Genomic DNA, 20,457 nt, shown 5'->3' with positions numbered 1-20,457 from the left:
ATGCCATGGCACGTGGTGTTAATAAAGTAATTTTGGTAGGTAATCTGGGCCAAGATCCTGAAGTTCGCTATATGCCAAACGGTAACGGCGTGGCTAACATCAGCATTGCAACTACGGATAGCTGGAAAGATAAAAACACCGGTCAATTGCAAGAGCGTACAGAATGGCACCGTGTGGTGTTGTTTGGCAAACTTGCGGAAGTTGCGGGTGAGTATTTAAGAAAAGGCTCGCAGGTTTACATTGAAGGTCGTCTACAGACTCGTAAGTGGACAGATCAAAGCGGCCAAGAAAAGTACACAACGGAAATCGTGGTGGACATGGGTGGCCAAATGCAAATGCTAGGTGGCCGTGGCGAGCAGCAGGGTCAAGGTGGCGGCCAATACCAAGGCGGTCAACAGCAGCAAAATAATTATGGTCAGCAAAGCTATAATCAAGCGCCTCAGCAGCAATATTCGCAGCCACAGCAAAGCCAGTCAAACCAACAGCAAGGTGGATTCGCACCACAGCAATCGCAACAGAATTCTCAGCAGTCTTCTGGATTTGGTGGTCAGTCTCAAGGTGGCTTTGCACCACAACAGAATCAAAACAACGGTCAATCAGGTGGTAGCTCAAATCCTATGGAGCCACCAATTGACTTTGATGATGATATTCCGTTCTAGGTCCTGCTTTTTTTAAAAGTGTAAATATAAGCTGCTTTTTATTAAAATTCTAAACCAAACCCAGTGTAAAAACTGGGTTTTTTTTATTTTTACACTTTAGCTTCTTAAAAATTTGTGAAAGAAGTTTTGCTGTATTTTAAAAGTGTAAATTTAGCACTTCTATTCTTTTTAATCTCATTAATAAATTTCTTCTTAATCTACACAATTTTGTCCAACCCTTTAATTATCAGTATATTAAGTCAAAAATCATATTTTTTCTAAAAAGTCAAATTTTTTCTTGGCGATTTGAAGTTTGCGAACTATGTTTCTTAGCAATAGAGAAATATGGTGAATTTTAGATGTACAAATTAGAAACCCTAATTTTTGAGAATGGTGAGCGCTACCCTGTTTTATTAGGTGAGGATGGTATGCCCCATTTTTATTCTACCTTGTGGGTTACTGCGACTCAGCGCAACAAAAAAGCTAGGACTATAACGAATAAGCTTAGAGCGATAGATTGGTTATTCCACTGGGAACAAATAAACCAGAGGAATTTATTTTTAGAATTTAAAGAAGCAAAATTTTTAACTTTGAAGGATATCGTCAGTATTAAAACCCATCTTTCTTTGGACGTTGGCCTCTATAAAAATAATAAAGGGAGCAGCAAACGAAGAAAAGTAATTAACCTGCATGACTCTCCAAGCTCAATTACTCATTCGCGTTCTGTAAGCAAATGTCATCTTTATGCACGTATGACGGCAGTTAGAGACTTTTTGAATTTTATTGCTGAGCTTGCTGTTCAGCATCGAAATAATACAGAGCTTACTAAGAAAATTGCCAATATGAACGCGAGAATTACATTAATGCGGCCTAAAGGAAAATCTAATTTAAATAAATCTTATGACGATGTTCCAGAAGGTTTAGTCCAGGATTTTTTAGATTTAGCCCATTTTAGTCATCCTGATAACCCATTTAAAAATATAGAAAACAAAAAGCGAAATTACTTGATGATTCTATTACTTAGGGAGTTATTCATTAGAAAAGGGGAGCTACTTTCGATGAAGATTACAAGGATGAACCTAGTGGGGGCTAAAAAGTATGTCTGGGTAGAGCGTACTCAAGATGATAAACACGATAAGAGGCCCCAGCAGCCAGTTGCTAAAACAAAAGAGCGAATGCTTCCTATTTCTGCAAATACTGCAAGCTTGCTTGATGAATATATCACTACTATTCGGGCGAAGATTTCTGGGGCTAGGCTACATCCGTATTTGTTTGTGGTGCATCAAAATGGAAAAACGCTGGGGAACCCCATTTCTATTAAAGCATTTGACGACATATTTAGTGAATTGAAATCGATGGATGGTCGTTTCTCCATTTTACATCCGCACTTTTTTAGACATAACGGTAACGAAGAGTTTTCTAAAAAAATTGATTTGAACAATGAGTTGGCTGAACAGGGTGTGTCTGGTTATCAAACGATTGATTCTGGCAAAGAAGCTAAGTTGCGTATGCACTTGATGGGGCATTCAAATGAGGCATCTGGAGATGTTTATAACCAAAGACACATACGCCAAAAAGCCAATGAAGTTCAATTATTAGAGCAAGAAAAGTTACAAGAAGATATTAAAAAAGCGCAACAAAAAAAGGATGCTAAATGATAGAAAAAATGCATATGCAAATTAAGCAAGATATGAAATCAAATACTGCTTTTGATAGCAGCTTAAAAGTATCAAAGGATGGGTATAGCTTTGATGTTGAGAGTAATAAATGGAGGCTAAATAAGGATGTAACTATATCTTTTATGCCAGATCTCCTAGCTATTGAGCCGAAGCTACTTGAAGGATTTCGTAATTCGCTTTCCATATATGCACAGGAATTATCAGCACTATACACCCTGAATATTTATTCGCGATTTCAGCGCATGATTAGAGATACCCAATCAACATCAATTGATGAATATACGCTCTTAAATTGGAATGCAATATTAGATGACGAGCATAAATATTATTTAGGTTCACTGCGAGCATTTTTCTTTAGTTGGCATGAATATGGTTTCTTCGGGGTAACAAATGAAATGGTCAATGTCCTTGAAAAGTTGACCATCCCAGGAGGACCTAAAGGTGTTGCTGTTGCTAATCGTTGCTCGTATTCGGGTGCTTTTACGGACAATGAATATACAGCTATCAATTTAGAGCTTATCCGTTTATTCAAGGAAGGTAGTATTTGCTTGCCTACATATGCTTATGTAAACACGGTACAAGCGACCGCCTATCGACCTGAAAATATTAGGCAACTAAAAGCTGTTGATTTAATTATTAAAAAACCTTCAGGTAAAGGTGTAGAGAGCTACACTCTAAATCTTCCTAAAGCAAAAGTTAGAGGGGGGCACTTTAGAATTCAGTTCGATTCAATTGTGATTATCGAAGAGCTGCACTTGATTTTATTGAACCTTATTCAGGTGCAAACTAATAGGCTTGAGAGCCTTTATGAAACAAAATTGCCTGAAGAGCTGAAAGGGTTAGTGCCTTTATTTATTGATTGGAAGGTTGCAACTGATTTTGCAAATGAAGGCATTTCCTTATCACGAGAACTTCTAAGTCTAGACCTATTTCATATGGGGACTAATGACCTTCAACGTGAATACATGTTGTCATTTCGCAATAAGCAGCAAGCCTACTCAGAGCGGACTGGAGATGTTATTCATATTTCCGCTCGTCGCTTTCGATATACCAGAGCGACCAACATTGCTCGTAGAGGTTTTGGAGCACAGGTTATTGCTAAAGCACTCGGCCATTCGGACACCCAAAATGTAAAGGTATATACCGAGAATAACGCAGACACAGTGACTTACATAGATAAAGCTGTTGGAAAGCAACTCGCGCCATTTGCACATGCATTTCTGGGTAAAGTTATTGAGAAACCTGAAGAAGGCGAGCGTGGTGATGACCCCGCTGCTCGTATTCCCAACAAGGATAATTCAGAAGTCGGAGCCTGTGGTACAAATGATTTTTGTATCAAAGGATATGAGGCTTGTTATTTATGTGAAAAATTTCGGCCCTTACTCGATGCGCCTCATGAGAAGTTTCTTGAAAGCCTTTATGCAGAAAAAGAAGCGCGTTTAAAAGAAACGAAAAGTGAGACATATGCTGCAACAAAAGATCGTCTTATTTTAGCTGTTGAGATGGTTGTGGATAAGTGCAAAGAAATTAAGCTGCAACGTGAGAAGGGCATGAACAATGGAAAATAACATTTACCACTTTGTGGCGAAAGCTGAGTTAACAGCTAAAGAAAACCTAACGAGATTTATTGAGGTCAGTAAAACCAAGTTAAGTGCTTTTGGTAAAAACTGTTGGGAGGAGAATAAATGGGCTACCCACAAAGGTACAAAGAAGGTGATCGCTCGCTTTGCTACAAACACAAAGCCATTTGATTCATATAACTATTACCCAATGGCTACGCCATTTATCGATTTTGCGAAGGCATATATTCGCTATATTTTTTCATATAACCCCGTATCTAATCTTCAGCGCCAATTTGAAGCGTTAAGAATATTGGAAGAGGCACTTATTCTTGCTAAGGGAGGTGCTGATGTTTTACTTCTAGATGGGTTGGTTTTAGAGCAAGTAAATATTTTATTTCCTAAGCGGATATCTAACAAACAAGGTAGGAATAAAGCTGGGTATCAAATGGAGTTGTTACTTGATTTTTGTCGTGATAACCAGATTACACCTAGCCTTCCACAATGGAAGAATAATTATACCAGAGAGAAAGATCTGACCATTTCACTAGATGAAAAAGGTATTGAGCATAGGAATGAGCAACTTCCAAGCAATGAAGAAATGATGCTGGTTGCTAATATGTTTAGTCAAGCCCCTACTTATGGAGTAGAAGCTGAATATTATACGTCAGCAATGGCGATTTTAATGACCGCACCATCTCGCTTTTCGGAGTTAACGCTACCAATCGATTGTTTTGTCAAAGAAGAAGATAGAGCTGGCATAGAAAGGCTTGGTATTAGATGGAATCCCTCAAAGAAAGGAAAGAAGGGAATCAAGTGGGTTCCAACAGAGATGAAAGAGGTTGTTATTGAAGCTCATAGACGCTTAATCAGAGTTGGTGAGTCAGCAAGATTAGCAGCAAAATTTGCTGAGAATAATCCAGGAATATTTTATCGGCATAGTGATTGCCTAACGCCTCCTGATTACCCTGAAGATAAGATACTAACTCCACAACAGCTTGGTGCAGCTCTTGGGTTGGTAATTAAAAATGAGTCATCACTTCAACATGGAACTAAATGGTTGAAAGATCTTTACGAAAAAAACAACGGTAAAATTTCCTATCGAGCATTAGGTCAACATCAGTGGGCTTTTTACACATCAAAATTCCCGAACTGGCCTTTTATTGATAACGAGAGGAAAGTAAAGGTATCAGAAGCTCTAATGCTATATCGGGAAAATGAATTTAACCCAAGGGCAAGAGCTGCAAAACCATTTTCTTTTTTGTTTCCAACATGCAACCAAGTTAATGATCGGTTTATACAAAAAGATAGCCGCTCTGCGGCTAGTTTGTGGGTTAAGCATGGGTTTAAAAAAGCAGATGGAACTTATTTACGGGTCGATACTCATGGAGCCAGACACTGGCTGAGTACTATGGCGGAACGTGGTGGCATGGATGCGATTACCCTAGCAAACTGGGCTGGACGCGCTCTAATAAGAGATAATGCTAGTTATGATCATCGTACTGAACAAGAAAAAGCAGATGAAATTGGCGCTTTAATGATTCCTGAAGATGCCTCTTCGTTAGATAAGATTAACTTAAATATTCCTGTTTCATATGAAGATATAGGTAGTGACTTACCGGGGTGTACTATTACGACTGAGCTTGGGCTATGTGTTCATGATTATGCAATGCTTCCTTGTCAGCGCCATGGTGACTGTGAAACCTGCAAAGAATTAGTTTGCATTAAAGGTTTTAGCAAGTCTTTAGAGTTGCTAAAACAACGAGAAAAAGCAGTAGTGAGCCAGCTTGAAAAGGCCATGAAAGAACATGAATTAGGTGCTTTTGGTGCTGATCGTTGGGTTGATAATCATATGTGGCGCTTGGCGCACATCCGAACAAAAATTCGTCTTCTTGAAGATGAAAGCATTCCGGATGGCACTGCTTTGTTTATTCCTGAACAATATGATCCATCACCCTCAAAAGAGGTTTTGCGAGGAAAAGGTTTAACAGCTGGAATACCTTCGCCCGACGAACTCGAAATGCAAAACGAAATCTTTGGGCTACTTAGAGGTGACGATGCCTAAAGTAGTAGTTACTGAAGAGTCACTTATCGATGTTCTATCTATTATTCGCAACTGGCAAGGAAAGTTAACTTGGGGGTTATTATGTGAAGAGGTGGCGTGCCATCTCTCCATTGAGAAGGTTGGTGTAACTCGACAAACTTTATCAAGTTATCTTGAAATCCAAGAGGCATTTACTAAACGGAAAAAAGAGTTGAGGAGTGCTGTTTGTGAGCAAGATAAACCATCAGGGTCAGAAGACTATAACCTTGAATATTGGAAGAATAAAGCGTTAGCCTTAGAAGCACAAGTTGAGGTGTTGTTAGATAAGAATAAGGCTTATAAGCAACGATTTATTAAGTGGCAATATAATGCTTATTTACATGGAGTTCGTATCTGCACTTTAGACCATGCTGTAGTTGTTGATGAAAATACTGATGTAAGCAGTGTTGTGCAAATGCTTGAAAAGCCACTTTCAGAAGTAAATCGTAGGGAGGGCTAGGTATGGCAAATGGAATTGAGCTGGCCCTTGCAAATGTTCAGGCATTTGAAGCTTGGAAAGCAACTCAGACAGATGATACTTATCGCCAAATTATTTATCGAGGAAAGTTAAATCGGGGGGAGATTGCAAAGGCCATTGATTGTGGGCGTTCTGCATTAACTCAGAACCCAACGTTGCGTGCAGGTATCAATCAGTTGGAAGATCAATTAAGGAAGGAGGGGATTCTTCCACCGCTGACTGATGAGGCAAAAGAAGTTACAAGCAATGGTAAGGTATACGATCCCAAAGCTAGCAAGCGACAGCGAGAATCAGGCAGGTTATCTGCTTTAGAAAGAGAGAATGTTGAGTTACGAAGTTTAGTTAAAGAGCTAAAAAACCAACTTAGCCGTTATAAAGAACTATCTGAAACGCTATCTGAAATGGGGTTCATGCCACGATGAACTCTACTATTCATTCAGATCAATTACGTGTTACTAGTATTCCATATAAAGCTCTTGGATTTATCATTTTTTCCGGGGTGCCAATAGAACGTGATTCATACAAAATTAATGATGGTAAGTACTATATAACCATCAAGTCAAAACTGGAGTTGCTGCCAGTCGAACCCTCAATCGGGCAATATTGGAGGGTTGAAGGTACTAGAGCTATTGAAGAGATAGAGCTCGATAACTATGTGATGCAACAGCATACTTACACTTCACCTAGTAACACTATCTGTACTTTACCTGAGACCGGTGAGCAACTAATTCGCTTCATTGCGAAAGAAAAAGACTTTAAAGGGATCGGGGAAAGCAAAGCCCGAGCTCTGTGGCAGTTATTTGGTAATAAACTTCATGAAAGATTGCAAAAAGACAACACTAAAAACAGGGCTGAGCTGCGGCAAGTATTATCTGTGGAGTCCATTAACTCGCTGTATTTGGGGTATTCAAAATATAAAAACTTAGCTCATTGTAATTGGATGTCAGAATGTAAAATACCATCTTCAATTCAGCAGCGATTGCTGAAGTTCCATGATGAAGATACTGTTATCTCGATTAGAAAAAATCCATACCTTTTAATTGGATTTGGTATGAGCTTTAACGAGGTGGACGAGCTTGCTCAAACAAAGTTTGAGGTCGATTTAAAAAGTCCTCTCAGATTGAGTGCCGCACTTGAATTTTCAATCAGTGTGGAAGTAAGCCGTGGACATACGTTTACTACTCTTCAACGGTTAAAGCCCTTACTGATGAAGTGCCTTAAAAGCGGTGAGCTAGTCAGTTTAGCTTTTCAAGTTGGCTACAGCTCTGTTCAGTATCTATTAAATAGTGATTCGGGGACATATCATCCAACAGCTCAATTATTAATGGAATCTGTAGTGGCAAAGCGCTTTTTATTACTCGCCACCAATAATAACTTGTATAGCGATACGGCTAGACAAGCCAATCAACTCGCTCTTAGAGAACTAAGTTACGAGTTAACACATAAACAGAATGAAGCTATTACAACTTCGTTAAGTAATGCTATTAGCTGTATTACGGGTGGTGCTGGCACTGGTAAAACAACCGTATTACGAACTGTGTTGAAGTCCTACCGAGAAATGGATTTTGAGTTACATGCTGTAGCGCTATCAGGTAGAGCCGCAATGCGTCTTTATGAATCAATTGGTTTTAAAACATTAACAATAGCCGCGTTTTTGAGAAAAGATCCTGTTACACCATCGTTTAATAAACCTAATCATGTATTGGTTATTGATGAAGCATCAATGATTGATTTACCAACGATGTATCGTTTAGTGACACATGTTCACCCATCTGTTCGTTTGATATTTACTGGCGACCCAGATCAGTTACCACCAATCGGGTGTGGTAAGGTTTTAGCTGATTTGGTTGATTCAAAGTGTATCGCAAATACCAGGTTGGATATTGTTAAAAGGCAGGAGTGTTCAAGTGGAATTCCGGAGTATTCTAGCCTTATCAATCAAGGCGTTGTTCCGAAAAAATTGAGTTCGGGCAAGATCTACTTTCACAATACTCCAGATAAGCAACTTAAGAATGTTTGTGCTGAGCTTTATCAACAGTCGCCTGGAAATAGCCGTGTGATCGCGCCAACCACTGCTTTGGTCGATGATATCAATAAGTGGATTCAGAACTCATTAAACCCAAATGGGCAAGCCATGCAGTTTTTCATGCACGGTGAAGTGTACTTTCGAGGTGATTTACGTGAGGGAGATGAAGTCTTATTTACACAGAATAACTATGAGAGAGGAATTCAAAATGGCACGTTGGCGACTTTGACCAGTGTTGACTCTACTGGAAACGAATACGGGGAGGTGCAACTTGATACGGGTGAGTTTGTTAGCATTACCCAGGACTTGTTGGATAGTATGATGTTGGGTTATTGCATTACGCTCCACAAAGCACAGGGGTCTCAGTTTCCAAGGGTGATTGTTGCACTACAGAAAGGCCGAATTACTGACCGAGCCTGGCTATACACAGCTATTACAAGAGCTGAGCATGAGGTCCATATAGTTGGTGATGAGTCTGACTTTGCTGAAGTTGTTAAAACGATAAGCAATTCTAGGAGAAGGAATAGTTATTTAAATAAGCTACTTACTTGTACAGGAATAATTACTAAGTGACCTTGAATTAATTACACTAATTCAATTTAGGCTACAATTCAGATTTTTAGTGTCATTTTTTAAATGTTCCCTGGGCCCACAATGAAGTAGTTCATATTTAGGAAAACGGGCTATTGATTCGTTTTGTCCTTAGATCGTTGATCTTAGGAGCGAATTTATTTTATAAGTAGAAAAAGGTTATTTAGTTTGTTAAAAAGTTAATATTCAGAAAGAGAGCATTAATGTTGTGGAGTAACCTCCCTACCGTTTCCTATTAAATTTTTATGCTTTACTATAGCTTCGGTGTATTTATGGATGAAATAAAGGTATTAGATTTAGACGCTAAACGCTTTAATGCGCTCGCTGCTCAATCAAGAAGTCCAGCAGCTGCATATATGAGTGAAGAGCTAGCATACTATACTGATGATAACGAAATTGTTTTAGGACTTGTTCTAAGAGATACAATAGATAACGATTTTGTCGGCGTTTTATTCGGAAGAGATGAAGGAAATAGATTTAGGGCGTTTGATGTTGAAGCGTCGCTTGAAACACAAGAGGAAGCCACCAGTTGGGTTAAAGGCGGAATAAAATGGCACGTAGGTAAAGGTAAAAAAGAGTTTCCCCAAGGAGATAACCAGAAAAATGTAGATCTATTCACTCCTATTGTTCCAGTGCATAAACAGCATTTATATTTCTCAAAATTATCACAAGAAGAAGCATTTGTACCTGCTAAAACTGTTATTAATGAGTTAATGTCACATTTTGTTGATATTGATGGTAACTTTGTCGAACAATTTCAAAGTACAGGCTTTGATGCGAGATTATGGGAACTTTACCTAAATACTTACCTAAATGAAGAGCAATTGTTCTTTGATAGAGAACATAATGCGCCAGATTTTATTGTTGAGAAATATGGAAAAAAGGTAGCAATTGAAGCAGTGATAGTAGGTAGAAAGCGAGATAATCCTGTTTCAGCTTTTAAAGTCGAGCCTAAATACATAGACCCATCTGAGATTAAAGAAAAGCACGAAAATGAAATGCCAATAAAATTTGGTAGCCCTTTATATTCAAAATTAAAAAAAGAATACTGGAACCTTGAACAGGTGAAAGGAAATCCTCTAGTTTTCGCTATAGCTGATTTTCATGATGATCAATCAATGCAGTGGAGTTCAAGTGCCTTGATTAACTACCTTTATGGCGTGAAGCATGAATTTGATTATGATAAAGATGGGAAGCTAGTAATTTCAGCTTTAAAAATTGATAAACATGAACTTAATGGTAAAGAGATACCTTCTGGCTATTTCTTTCAACCAGATTCCGAAAATGTTAGTGCAATTTTATTTTCTGCAAGTGGAACAATCTCGAAATTTAACCGTATCGGTAAACAGGCTGGTTTTGGTAGCGATAACATAATCATGCATCGTTTTGGCACGTACCATGATCATAACCCAAATGCTTCATTGCCAAAAATGTTTATGTATCAGGTAACTACTGAGTCAAATGAAACATGGGCTGAAGGCTTATCAATGTTTCACAATCCAAATGCTAATTTTCCAGTGCCAGAAGAGCTTTTCCCCTCAATTGCTCACCATCATTTTGAAGATGGGCAAATAGTAAGCTCATTACCTGAGTTTCACCCCTATTCGTCTACAACAATGAATATGAAATTGACGAAATAAAAGCCTAATAAGGTTGTCTAGCTAAACGCTAAAGGAAAAACGATGAGTGTATTTGAGAATTTCAAGTTATTAAAAGCAGATATGGTTGCAAAGGGCTGGGTTATAGAAGCATTTCCTTTCAATTACAAAAATCTTGATTACATAGTGTTAGCAAAACTGTACGAGGTTGACGAAAAAAAGCCCAAATATGCTCTGATGAAAGTAGAGATATTGAAAAGTGAAAGCATTGATGAACGCCTGGTTTCAGCAGTTAATGCAAATGGGTTCCTCATCGAGGCGAAACTATTAAGAGAGTTTTTCAATATAGAGTATGGTAAAAATATTGGAGATATATTGAGTCAGTTTAATGAATATTTTGCCCAATTTATTCCAACTCAAGTAACTTTAGGCAAATCACCACTGATTGAGAGAGCAATGGTTGCATCTCTATCAAAGAGTGATAGCCAAGATCCTAGTAAGCGCTACTGTTATGGTGTTAGGAGAAATCCAGATGGGCAAAAAAGAACACCTTTCAATGACAATAAAACTAGGCTGTTAAGACCTACTTTGTATCCAGAGTTTAGTAGAGACCAATCGATAAGCTTCTGCTATTCAACTGATATTAATGATCACGAATCAGATGCAGTAATAGTTCAAAATTTTTCGAACAGATGATTTCGAGGTTTGGAATGTAAGAAATGTATTGGTTTCTATTAGATTAGAACAGGTTGAATCTCGATGAAAATTCATCTTTTTATCTCGATATTACGGAGCTTTATCAAATAGAAATTTGTAGTTGGAATTCCAAGACCTAACAATACACCCTCTAGATGTTTTTTTTCTGCTTCACTGTAGAACGAAACTGTCCAATGGCAGTCTATTTGCAAATGTTCTTTGATGGCTTCAAAGTATCTGATATCGACATCCGACATAGAATGCCCGAGGATAAAGACTGAGTTAATAACCTTTAAACCAGCAAAGAACTCTGAGTTGTATTCGATGATTTTCTCAGAGTTTTTATAAGACCTGCAATAGTATGAAGCTAATTCTTCTCGGGCTTCGTCAAGAAATGGAATGTGCTGATCAGACATATAATCATTCCACTGTTCACTCTCTTCAGGAGTAAGACCGGCAGGAGGGCTTCCATTTTCATGTTCTTGAAGGAAATTATCTGGGTCTACAGCATGCCCTAATACAATGTCTTCTCTATCATCAAATGTGCCATGTATATATAAAATTTTATCGCTGTTGATGTCATAGTAATACTCAAGTGTCTTGGTGTAATTGAAGCTTATATAAAAAGCATCAGGGTCAATATCTAGAAATCGACTTGAGTCAACTTTGTGTTTTGAAGCGAGCTGAATATAATTAGAAAACTCATTTCTAAGACCTTCAGTAAGGCTAAAAATTATAGTTTGAGACTCTCGATGGCAAGCGGCCATATCACGGAAGTAATCATCGCTGGATAAGTCTGGGACATATTCACAGATAATATCATCGAGAAACTCCAAATCTATAAACGATAAGTTTTCTTCGAATCGACACCATATGTCATCATCTGAGCTTGGGTAAGAGAATGATTTGTTTAAATTGTCTAATACTGTAGGGTTGTGCTGTTTTAAATAGTCGCAAAACCCTCTGTAGCTTGTAGGTAACCCATGATGAAGATCAAATCCATTACCAATAATATAAAGTTTATCCAAGCAAATCCCTCTTTACCTTACGTGTACCTTCTGAGTGGGCAATGTAATAGGCTTAAGATTGATGGAAAATAAAGCTGTTTGAAGCTTTGTTTATTAGTCACGTTCAGTTTTTCCAGCCCTATAAGTCGCCCGAAGTTCCTCTTCAGTAGCTTCAAAAATAGCTAAAGGATCTTTGGGTGATTCAATCCTTTTAAACAACTCATCAAATTCATTGCTTAACTCAGTATATGAATCCTCTCTTGAGACTTTAGTATGTACATCGTTTTGTTGTCGCTGTGTATTATTAACACATTTTTGAGGGTTAAAGTCTTTCACATTATTAAGCTTAGTTTCTGTGACTGTGTTGATATCAAATGAGTCATTGTTAATTAAGTCCAATCTGGTCAGTTTTATTCTACCTTCAGTTAAAGTAGGAATTATCTTTTGTTCCAATATGCTGAGTGTGTATGACGTAGTTTGATTTTGCCCTTCGAATGGTAGCTCATAAATGGACCCGGACATCTGTGGCCATATGAGGCATTTTCCTTGGACAGTAAGGTTCGATAGCGTATCTGAACCAGAAGATAGTCTCCAAGTATCGTCTTGCTGCCAAGTTGAAAAAATCTTGAAGGATTCGGTTCCATCTTCACGGTAAAACTTCAATATGTACCAGCCTTCAGGTTTAACATTCATAGTATCTAATAGGTTGATTATCGAACTTAAAAGATAGCACATAAAATCAAAATGATTTCATCATTTTGATTGCTGCATCTTCGACTTTCATCTAATCTAAGATTAATAAATATTGATATAATATGTCCGAATGCTGTTAGATAGTATGAGCCATTCACAGCGTGAACGCCTTGCTTTTATTGACTTTAATCTTGAGTTTTTAGGTCAAATAGCAAGGGCAGAACTTATCCAAAAGTTTGGGATAGGTCCTGCATCCTGTACTCGTGATTTTGCTTTGTATAAAGAACTGGCTCCTGGTAACGCTGTGCTAATGCACGAGAATAAGCGTTATGTTCGCTCAGAAGCTTTCAGAGCTGTTTTTGAGCATGACCCAGCGGATGCCCTTAAAGCGCTTGCAAAAAGCTCTAGTGGCGAAATATCGCGGGTACGAGATGCTTCTCAATTTTGTTTTGATACTGTGCAGTTATGTCAACCAACCACAGAAGTCATATCGGCGATGACGAGAGCTATTTTTTCAAAATCAGTAGTAGCTTGTCACTACGAGTCGCTTAGTAATGGAACAGTTAAACGGCAGATCGTACCTCATGCTGTTTTCTATAGTGGACAGCAATGGTATGTGCGAGCCTATGACAGGAAAACAAATGAATTTAGGGATTTTGTTTGTACTCGTTTTAGCCGAATAGGAATTTTAGATTCTGATGCTCAGACAAATGAGTTAGCAGAGAAAGATATTGATTGGAATGAGTTTTGTGATTTAAATCTTGTGCCACATCCAGAATTACAGCATCGCAAAGCGATTGAAATGGATTACGGAATGACGAACGGGATGTTAAATCTCAAAGTTCGTATTGCATTAGTAAGATATTTACTTGGGCAATGGAATATTGATTGTGGCGATAGTCTTAACGTTTCTAATTCTGGATATCAATTAAGATTGAATAACTTAGAGCAAGTCAAAAAGCGAGTAGAACTTGTAATTGCTCCAACAAACTGACGTAAAAGGAATGGTATGGATTTAATGACAATAGGTTTAATAACGGTAGCAGTTCTTGCTGTATTAGGGCTTGGAATAAAGATTGCTATTAGCTATAAGGGTGGCAGCAAAAGCACGATAAAAAATGTGAAAGCAGGCGGTGATGTCGTGGGTAGAGATAAGGTCCAAAAGTAGATGTTTAGTAGGTTCAGAAATATCCTCGCAGGAGGTGATGTTGTAGGTAGGGATAAGATTACAAATATCCTTCCTACACCGACACAGATGGATTTGCTTTCTCAGAAATATGTTGAAGAAAAGTCTAATCAGGAAATGACTCATGTGATTATTGATGAACTTACTCACTATAGTAATGAAAAGCATGACATTAGAGATTTGAAAGAAAAGCTTCAGGACGCTGGTTTTGACTATGTGATTGAAACCGGTGAGCTTTTAAAAGAAGAGGTCAGCAAGTTAATTATTCGGAATCAACACTACAAGTCCGCACAGAAAATAATTACGTATTTGTTGGCTGAAGTTGAATCGATATTTAATGCAAAAATCAAAGCTGAGCTACTTACAGTTAACGAGGAATCTGCTCTCAAACTATTATTTCGAACTCATTTAGAGCGTGAGATCCAAACTCATCTTGGAGAAAATGTTTTAGAAATATATAACCGCCAGATCAATGGAATGGTTTATTTCCTTACCGGAAACTGCCACTTGGAGTGGAAATGATGCTTCTTTATAACAAAGCACTAGATGCAAATCACACTTTATTACGCATGATTGCGCTGCTTGTTTCATGGAAGGCCGAAACGGTTGAAGTTGAAGCTCTTCGGTTATTTGATTTTTTGATTGCAAATCCAGGTCATATCCAAAAGCTCTCTGTACCCAAAGGGAAATTTGTAGAGAAGAAAGAGTTTAAAAGCTATAGCAATCGATATCAAAACTTTGATCCAAAAAGTCTATTCAATGCAATGAAGGAAATCCACCTTTTAGTTATTGAGCGTCTGGTTGAGATAGGTATCTTAAAGCTCGAATCGAAGACGTCCTATTATCACGTATTACTCGAAAATATACCTGATGGATTGAAAACATTAGCAGAATCAAATGAGAACAGCATTTCTGTGCAAGCTATCGATTTTATTGTAGCTAATTTGACAAAGATCTCTGTAACTGGGTCTGAAGGATTAAAAAAAATAACAAATCTAATGGATTACAAATACGATGTTAATTAAACCCACGTTGAAGGTAGACAGGCTTCATGTAAAGCGAGGCTCACAAATTGCCTTTGATGAAACTTTTCATTCAGGTGTAAATGTATTGTTCGGGCATAATGGCTCGGGGAAGACTTCAGTTATTCAGTTGTTAATGTATGGGTTAGGTTATGAAGTCCCTAATTGGAAAGATGAAGCCGGTCAATGTGACAATATTTACGTTGGGCTTTCAATTAATGGTAGCCCTTTAACCGTAAGACGTAAAAATAACGGTTCTGATAAGCAGTCAATGGATTTTTGCTTTGCGGATATGGAAACAGCTTTGCAATCTCCTATTACGAATTGGCTTAATTATCCGTATTCAATCGGAACAAAGCCTAGCTTTTCACAGCAAATGTTTGATGTGATGGGGATACCTGAGGCTAAAGCTGATGCAAATAATAATAACGTAACATTACACCAGATATTTCGCCTTATATATGCAGATCAATCCAACAATTCGAGTGCAATTTTTAATAGTGAACCATTTGATTCCGCTTTCAAAAGAGAGTCTGTTGGAAGGTACTTGCTAGGCCTATACGACAATGAATTATATGAGGCCAAAATCAAGTTTGTCGAAGCTGATAAAAAGCTGCAAAAAGTAGTAGCGAAGCTTCAGGCTATTCAATCGGTAATAGGTAAAACCTCTTTTGGGGAAGGAGTTGGTACATTAGAAGAACAGAAAAAATCTATCTTAGCTGAAATAGCTTCAATAAATGTTGAGATATTGAAGGTCAAAGATGAGTCACTCATTTCATACGGTGCAGAAAAGAAAGAAACCGAATCAACAGCTAAAAATAGCGTTGTGATTAAAAATAAGTTATTGGAAGTTGAAACTGAAATACAACAGTTGAATTACAATATACTTGATTCAGAAGAATTCGTGTCAGAACTACTAGATAAAAAATGTGCAATAGCTGATTCAATTAAAGTTGGGAAATTAATAGATGGATTCAAATTTTCATCCTGCCCAGGTTGCCATAAACCCCTGAAAGAAAAGGCTAAAGAATGTTGCTCTTTATGCGGCGAGCCAAGTGATTCAACCGATAGCTCCAATAGTTTATTAAGAATGAAAAATGAAATCGAAATTCAACTTCGAGAGTCAGAAAAGCTACTGGTTAAAAAGAAAGATAAATTAGTTGATCTTACAAAAAAGCGAAACGAACTAAGGACTGCTTTTAGAAAGCAAGTTACTAAAGTAACTGCAACTATGAGTTCTGTTGATTCGAATCGAGAAAAGCAAATTTTTGAATTTTACAGGCAAACTGGTGAGCTTGAAGAAAAGCTGCAAACTTTAGATAAAATTGCAGAGTTGCATCAGTCATTACTTGAGTTGCGCTCTGAGAGAGATACTGTTCAATCTGAGTTTAATCACTTAAAAGATAAAATCGAACTAATTGAAAAGCAAAAACTAAAGCGAGAGCCCGAAATTAAAGAGCTAATCTCTGAGAAGCTCTGTAGTTTGCTGCGTAAAGATAATGGAGCTGAAAAGGAATTTAAGGATGCAAAATATGTTGAGTTTGACTTCGCTGCGAATAGTGTATCAGTTAACGGAAAAACAGCCTTTTCAGAGAGTGGAACGGTTCTGCTAAATAATGCATTCCATGTAGCCTTGCTAATGGCTTCTTTAGAAAAGAATTACGTTCGGTTACCAAGAATATTAGTTTTAGATGGTATTGAAAATGGTGGGATGGAAGATGAGCGTTCTCAAAATTTCCAAAAAATCGTAGCTGAAGCTTTATCTGAATACCAAGTAGAGCATCAGTTAATCTTTGCTACAAAAAATATAGATGGCAGCCTGAAGTCAAATACTTACATGGTTGGTGAAGAATATAGTGAAACAAATAAAAGCCTGAAATCATTCGACTGATTTTGCTATGTGGCCATGATGGCGGCCTGTGACCACAACAACGAAGCGAAAGCCCATTTTTTAATTTGAACTACTTACTTTCAAAGTATCAGAAATGCTGTGGATTGCCTGATACTTCGAGGACTAGTAGTGCCTGAACAAAAGTCACAATTACTACGTACAGCTCAGCGACAGGCCAGGACGATTGTTGAACTGTCAGGCTGTAAATTAAATCAAGCGCAAATGACATTAGCGATAGATGTATATGGGTATAAATCTTGGGCTAAGTTAAAACATAGTATTGATAGTGGTCAATTAACGGAAGAAAAAGTTTGCCTTCTTTCACATGAACACGCGAATCCCGCTTTGCTGATTGATACTATTAAATCTTTATGGCCAAGCTGGCAAAGCGGATTTGCCAAAGTAAGCTATTTGAAAAATGTTAGCTCTTTGACCTTAATAGCTTCTATATTGAAAATTGATCAGGTTGATTTAGAGAAGATAATTGATATAGACTAATTTCAATCGTAAGCAATTTGCTTATGGCTGGGCTGTGCGGACAGCCTGTGCCACCAAAATGACGAAGCCGAGCATCCGCAATATTTTATCTAATGATTCAACGTAAGCCGTGGTTGGGTGGACTGCTGCTTACTGGAGATCATTATGACGAAATGTAATTGCCTAAAGCGCGAATATTCAGAGAATTTAAGCCTCACTCCACTTCAGAAATCCGCAATTAAACGTATGCCTTGCGCAGCTTATGATGTTGAAGATACACATGACTATTTCGCAAAGGTTTTAGCTTTTGCATATCGAAATGAATCAATATTTGATTTTACTGAGCAGCTTGGTAAATGTATTAGCTATGTTCTATTTCATTTAGAAACTATCAATGACATGGCAGGCGAGTATTCTTTTTTAAAATATTGGATTTCATACAAAGGGGAGTTCAGAGTTCCAATACACGAGCTGCCTTACTTCTTCCAAGATAAAGAGCATTTATATTTGTGCCGGTTAAATGCTCTTTTTGCATCATTAGATGCAGATGGTGATTATTCAACCCTCAACGAAATTTTGGATGATTGTAGTATCGATAAGCAAGAATTTCGTACTCTTATTCAAAGGGTCGTTCCAGGATTGTATGAAGATTTTGACATGAATAGTTCTTTGCCATTTTCATTTATTGAAAAGCTAAGAAATAGTCCTGAGTGGCTTCAGTATGAAGAATTATTGAAATATTATAGTTGAGTTACAGGGCAGCTTGGGTGATTGTTAAATTTAAAAAATGTAAAGAATGAGCTAATTGAAGCCAACTTTAAGCTTTAATTTTACGGAATGACTTGTTTTGTAAGAATAAAATTATAAAAGAACGATGGTAAAAATCTGTTTGTGTTTATAAAACAATGGCATAGCTTGGTTTGCTCACTCACTCAGTCATCTGTGGATTTTTGGCAGTTACTTCCCTTCTAAGTGGTGGTATAGCATCTACGAAAACCCTAGCATCATGCTGGGGTTTTTGTTTTTTACTGGTATAAATATCTCTAAGAAAATGGTGACAAGTAAGCTTAGATAGAGCTTACCATCTTGTACGATTAATAAACTTAACGCATTTCTAGTTTTGGCTCAGTTGCTTATCCTTTCTGTACAATTAAAAGCCACATCTCGCTTGAGTTTTGCACTATTTTGAACAACACTTCAGTTATCTTTCCACCCAATAAAAACATTATGCCAATTCAGCTGTTAGATGGATTTAGTCGTCAGTATCAAAAAAAGCTAGTCGCGGTAAGTTTGGCGGTGTTGTTGTGTCTAAATTTCCTTCTTAATCATTTACTGCACCTTCAGGTTCACACGCAAGGCGAAGAAGCCGCGGCTGAAATTTCGCAGCTATCAGCTGAAGCTTTTGCTGCGGGAGTAAGTGAAATAGCTACGAAGTATGGTTTTTCATTGTTACCTGTTGCGAATGCAGAAGAGCACCAATTTGTTGCCAATGACCAAACGGTTACCTTGTACCATGAATCTATATGGATAAGTCATGGATATATATTGATATTTTTCAATTTATTGTCAATTGGGCTGGTGTTATTCGTACACCGGTGGTGGTTTTTATACGGTAAGGCTGAGTCTACCTCACATGCGCAAAAGCCTGTGGCTTTACCAGCTCCCGCTCCTGAAGGGCAGTACGCATTATTTGCGTTAATCCATTGGCAGTGCAGTACGCCTAAAGAAGTTGATCTGCAGTTACATTTTCAGCTTGCGCTGGTTAAAGGCGTTGGAGAGTTTGGGACGGTGGCAGTTAAATATCTAGCTTCTGGGGCATTAGCCGTGACAGTAAAGCAGATAGGGGCGACTAAAGGTATGGATTTGGTAAAGCAAATGCACGAAATCGTTTATCGAGTGCTGTTAGAGTTTCGGGGGGATTTATCTCGCAGCAAAGTGAAACTTGGCGCTTGTTTTTATCAGGAAAATAAACAACAGACTCAGGTTTATCAGAGCGCAAAATCAGCGCTTTCGATCGCGCAAAATCAAGTGTGGCAACATACTCATCTAGTTCATCTCACAGAGTTATTGGCAAAACGCCTTAACGAAGATGGTGAGGCTTTGCTGAGTTATCTGAAAGCCGGACAGTTTTCCTTATTCTTCCAGCCGTTGTTCGACTTTTTAGCCGAAGACGTAATTGTAAGCGAAGCGCTACTAAGAGTGACTCACAAAGAAATGGGTCGAATTTCGGCCAAGCAGGTGATGCAACACCTTTACACGCCAGAGCAATTTCAGTTTCTGGATAGAGCGATAGTGAAGCAGGTGTTGTCTGTGTATGAGCAGGAAAGGAGTTTTGGTAAGGTAAGTATTAACTTACATATCTCGAGCTGGGTGGATAGTCAGTTTATTGATTGGCTAGAGGGGCAGCTCATTGCGTCTCATAGTGGTGCGGCAATAGGCTTTGAACTTAGCATAGAAGAGGTCTATCAACATGGAGAGCGTTTGCTAGCAGCTTTTGATAGGTTGAACCGACTTGGATGCGATATTTATTTGGATAATGTTACGCAGGCTCTGACGCTAGGGCGCTCACCGCTTGCCGAGTTGGTAAAAGCTGTTAAGCTTAGCTATGAGCTGGTACACGGCATTGAAAAGTCTGCGTATCGTAAACGCACAGTAAAGCAAATAGTCGCTCAAGCAAGAAGCTTGGGTATTCCAGTATATGCAGTGGGGATTGAAACCATTGCTGAACTGAGTTGCATCAAGGGGCTTGGAGTGAAAGGGGCCCAAGGTCATTATTTCTCCGCACCGTTACAACAGCTCGCTGATATTCACTAAAACGCTAACCGCATGAGCT

Annotated in this window: 19 protein-coding genes; 17 read left to right on the top strand and 2 right to left on the bottom strand. The window is 38.2% G+C overall.

The features are described 5' to 3' along the window. The first annotated feature begins 5 nt into the window (after positions 1 to 5). The 9 genes from ssb (at position 6) to BB427_RS07800 (ending at position 11,348) form a co-directional block, all read left to right on the top strand. Complete coding sequence (gene ssb, locus BB427_RS07840; RefSeq protein ID WP_010376633.1) at positions 6 to 659, top strand: single-stranded DNA-binding protein; 654 nt, start codon at positions 6 to 8, stop codon at positions 657 to 659. Positions 660 to 997: 338 nt separating this feature from the next. Then, positions 998 to 2,296 carry a site-specific integrase gene (locus BB427_RS07835; protein WP_069020111.1) on the top strand — a complete coding sequence of 433 codons (1,299 nt, stop codon included), beginning with the start codon at positions 998 to 1,000 and terminating at the stop codon, positions 2,294 to 2,296. Continuing rightward, positions 2,293 to 3,885, top strand: coding sequence for a site-specific integrase (locus tag BB427_RS07830; RefSeq protein ID WP_217492900.1), 1,593 nt, complete (start codon positions 2,293 to 2,295; stop codon positions 3,883 to 3,885). Before BB427_RS07835 ends, BB427_RS07830 begins: the two co-directional genes overlap by 4 nt. Beyond that, positions 3,875 to 5,941: an integrase gene (locus tag BB427_RS07825; protein WP_069020107.1), complete on the top strand. Its 2,067-nt coding sequence runs from the start codon at positions 3,875 to 3,877 to the stop codon at positions 5,939 to 5,941. The genes BB427_RS07830 and BB427_RS07825 overlap by 11 nt, the downstream gene beginning before the upstream one ends. After that, complete coding sequence (locus BB427_RS07820) at positions 5,934 to 6,419, top strand: hypothetical protein (RefSeq protein ID WP_069020106.1); 486 nt, start codon at positions 5,934 to 5,936, stop codon at positions 6,417 to 6,419. The genes BB427_RS07825 and BB427_RS07820 overlap by 8 nt, the downstream gene beginning before the upstream one ends. Positions 6,420 to 6,421: 2 nt before the next feature. Continuing rightward, positions 6,422 to 6,859 carry a VPA1267 family protein gene (locus tag BB427_RS07815; RefSeq protein WP_069020103.1) on the top strand — a complete coding sequence of 146 codons (438 nt, stop codon included), beginning with the start codon at positions 6,422 to 6,424 and terminating at the stop codon, positions 6,857 to 6,859. Then, positions 6,856 to 9,036: an ATP-dependent DNA helicase gene (locus tag BB427_RS07810; protein WP_069020101.1), complete on the top strand. Its 2,181-nt coding sequence runs from the start codon at positions 6,856 to 6,858 to the stop codon at positions 9,034 to 9,036. The genes BB427_RS07815 and BB427_RS07810 overlap by 4 nt, the downstream gene beginning before the upstream one ends. Before the next feature lie 290 nt (positions 9,037 to 9,326). Then, positions 9,327 to 10,694: a glycosaminoglycan attachment protein gene (locus BB427_RS07805; protein WP_069020138.1), complete on the top strand. Its 1,368-nt coding sequence runs from the start codon at positions 9,327 to 9,329 to the stop codon at positions 10,692 to 10,694. 42 nt (positions 10,695 to 10,736) lie between these two features. Continuing rightward, positions 10,737 to 11,348: a DUF6037 family protein gene (locus tag BB427_RS07800; protein WP_069020096.1), complete on the top strand. Its 612-nt coding sequence runs from the start codon at positions 10,737 to 10,739 to the stop codon at positions 11,346 to 11,348. Positions 11,349 to 11,419: 71 nt separating this feature from the next. Here BB427_RS07800 and BB427_RS07795 read toward each other — a convergent pair whose 3' ends face one another. Both BB427_RS07795 and BB427_RS07790 read right to left on the bottom strand, forming a co-directional pair. After that, positions 11,420 to 12,376: a bacteriophage abortive infection AbiH family protein gene (locus tag BB427_RS07795; protein WP_069020095.1), complete on the bottom strand. Its 957-nt coding sequence runs from the start codon at positions 12,374 to 12,376 to the stop codon at positions 11,420 to 11,422. Between the two features lie 93 nt (positions 12,377 to 12,469). Next, complete coding sequence (locus tag BB427_RS07790; protein WP_069020091.1) at positions 12,470 to 13,048, bottom strand: hypothetical protein; 579 nt, start codon at positions 13,046 to 13,048, stop codon at positions 12,470 to 12,472. A gap of 130 nt (positions 13,049 to 13,178) precedes the next feature. Here BB427_RS07790 and BB427_RS07785 point away from each other — a divergent pair, with 130 nt between their 5' ends. The 8 genes from BB427_RS07785 to BB427_RS07755 all read left to right on the top strand — a co-directional run bounded on the left by BB427_RS07785 (position 13,179) and on the right by BB427_RS07755 (position 20,438). Further along, on the top strand, positions 13,179 to 14,042 hold the full coding sequence (locus BB427_RS07785) for a WYL domain-containing protein (RefSeq protein WP_069020088.1): 864 nt from the start codon (positions 13,179 to 13,181) through the stop codon (positions 14,040 to 14,042). Positions 14,043 to 14,057: 15 nt separating this feature from the next. Continuing rightward, positions 14,058 to 14,216, top strand: coding sequence for a hypothetical protein (locus BB427_RS24430; protein ID WP_175401261.1), 159 nt, complete (start codon positions 14,058 to 14,060; stop codon positions 14,214 to 14,216). Then, positions 14,217 to 14,756, top strand: coding sequence for an ABC-three component system protein (locus BB427_RS07780; protein WP_069020086.1), 540 nt, complete (start codon positions 14,217 to 14,219; stop codon positions 14,754 to 14,756). Continuing rightward, positions 14,753 to 15,259, top strand: a complete 507-nt coding sequence (locus BB427_RS07775) for an ABC-three component system middle component 5 (RefSeq protein ID WP_069020084.1) — start codon at positions 14,753 to 14,755, stop codon at positions 15,257 to 15,259. The genes BB427_RS07780 and BB427_RS07775 overlap by 4 nt, the downstream gene beginning before the upstream one ends. Further along, on the top strand, positions 15,249 to 17,147 hold the full coding sequence (locus BB427_RS07770; protein ID WP_069020082.1) for an AAA family ATPase: 1,899 nt from the start codon (positions 15,249 to 15,251) through the stop codon (positions 17,145 to 17,147). The genes BB427_RS07775 and BB427_RS07770 overlap by 11 nt, the downstream gene beginning before the upstream one ends. A gap of 129 nt (positions 17,148 to 17,276) precedes the next feature. After that, positions 17,277 to 17,645 (top strand): hypothetical protein, encoded by a 369-nt coding sequence (locus BB427_RS07765; RefSeq protein WP_069020078.1) that lies wholly within the window; start codon positions 17,277 to 17,279, stop codon positions 17,643 to 17,645. A gap of 144 nt (positions 17,646 to 17,789) precedes the next feature. Further along, positions 17,790 to 18,374 (top strand): hypothetical protein, encoded by a 585-nt coding sequence (locus BB427_RS07760; RefSeq protein ID WP_069020074.1) that lies wholly within the window; start codon positions 17,790 to 17,792, stop codon positions 18,372 to 18,374. 477 nt (positions 18,375 to 18,851) lie between these two features. Continuing rightward, positions 18,852 to 20,438 (top strand): EAL domain-containing protein, encoded by a 1,587-nt coding sequence (locus tag BB427_RS07755; RefSeq protein WP_069020072.1) that lies wholly within the window; start codon positions 18,852 to 18,854, stop codon positions 20,436 to 20,438. Positions 20,439 to 20,457 lie beyond the last annotated feature (19 nt).

Source organism: Pseudoalteromonas sp. BMB, from assembly GCF_001709235.1.
In the GTDB taxonomy this organism is placed as follows: domain Bacteria; phylum Pseudomonadota; class Gammaproteobacteria; order Enterobacterales; family Alteromonadaceae; genus Pseudoalteromonas; species Pseudoalteromonas maricaloris.
This window is presented reverse-complemented; position numbering and strand designations above follow the sequence as displayed.

Bases quoted from the DNA above. Each gene is read 5' to 3' on its own strand.
- BB427_RS07800 (WP_069020096.1), top strand. From the start codon at position 10,737: ATGAGTGTATTTGAGAATTTCAAGTTATTAAAAGCAGATATGGTTGCA.
- BB427_RS24430 (WP_175401261.1), top strand. From the start codon at position 14,058: ATGGATTTAATGACAATAGGTTTAATAACGGTAGCAGTTCTTGCTGTA.
- BB427_RS07810 (WP_069020101.1), top strand. From the start codon at position 6,856: ATGAACTCTACTATTCATTCAGATCAATTACGTGTTACTAGTATTCCA.
- BB427_RS07820 (WP_069020106.1), top strand. From the start codon at position 5,934: ATGCCTAAAGTAGTAGTTACTGAAGAGTCACTTATCGATGTTCTATCT.
- BB427_RS07815 (WP_069020103.1), top strand. From the start codon at position 6,422: ATGGCAAATGGAATTGAGCTGGCCCTTGCAAATGTTCAGGCATTTGAA.
- BB427_RS07790 (WP_069020091.1), bottom strand. From the start codon at position 13,048: ATGAATGTTAAACCTGAAGGCTGGTACATATTGAAGTTTTACCGTGAA.
- BB427_RS07830 (WP_217492900.1), top strand. From the start codon at position 2,293: ATGATAGAAAAAATGCATATGCAAATTAAGCAAGATATGAAATCAAAT.
- BB427_RS07780 (WP_069020086.1), top strand. From the start codon at position 14,217: ATGTTTAGTAGGTTCAGAAATATCCTCGCAGGAGGTGATGTTGTAGGT.
- BB427_RS07770 (WP_069020082.1), top strand. From the start codon at position 15,249: ATGTTAATTAAACCCACGTTGAAGGTAGACAGGCTTCATGTAAAGCGA.
- BB427_RS07835 (WP_069020111.1), top strand. From the start codon at position 998: ATGTACAAATTAGAAACCCTAATTTTTGAGAATGGTGAGCGCTACCCT.
- BB427_RS07775 (WP_069020084.1), top strand. From the start codon at position 14,753: ATGATGCTTCTTTATAACAAAGCACTAGATGCAAATCACACTTTATTA.
- BB427_RS07825 (WP_069020107.1), top strand. From the start codon at position 3,875: ATGGAAAATAACATTTACCACTTTGTGGCGAAAGCTGAGTTAACAGCT.
- BB427_RS07805 (WP_069020138.1), top strand. From the start codon at position 9,327: ATGGATGAAATAAAGGTATTAGATTTAGACGCTAAACGCTTTAATGCG.
- BB427_RS07785 (WP_069020088.1), top strand. From the start codon at position 13,179: ATGCTGTTAGATAGTATGAGCCATTCACAGCGTGAACGCCTTGCTTTT.
- BB427_RS07755 (WP_069020072.1), top strand. From the start codon at position 18,852: ATGCCAATTCAGCTGTTAGATGGATTTAGTCGTCAGTATCAAAAAAAG.
- ssb (WP_010376633.1), top strand. From the start codon at position 6: ATGGCACGTGGTGTTAATAAAGTAATTTTGGTAGGTAATCTGGGCCAA.
- BB427_RS07760 (WP_069020074.1), top strand. From the start codon at position 17,790: ATGACGAAATGTAATTGCCTAAAGCGCGAATATTCAGAGAATTTAAGC.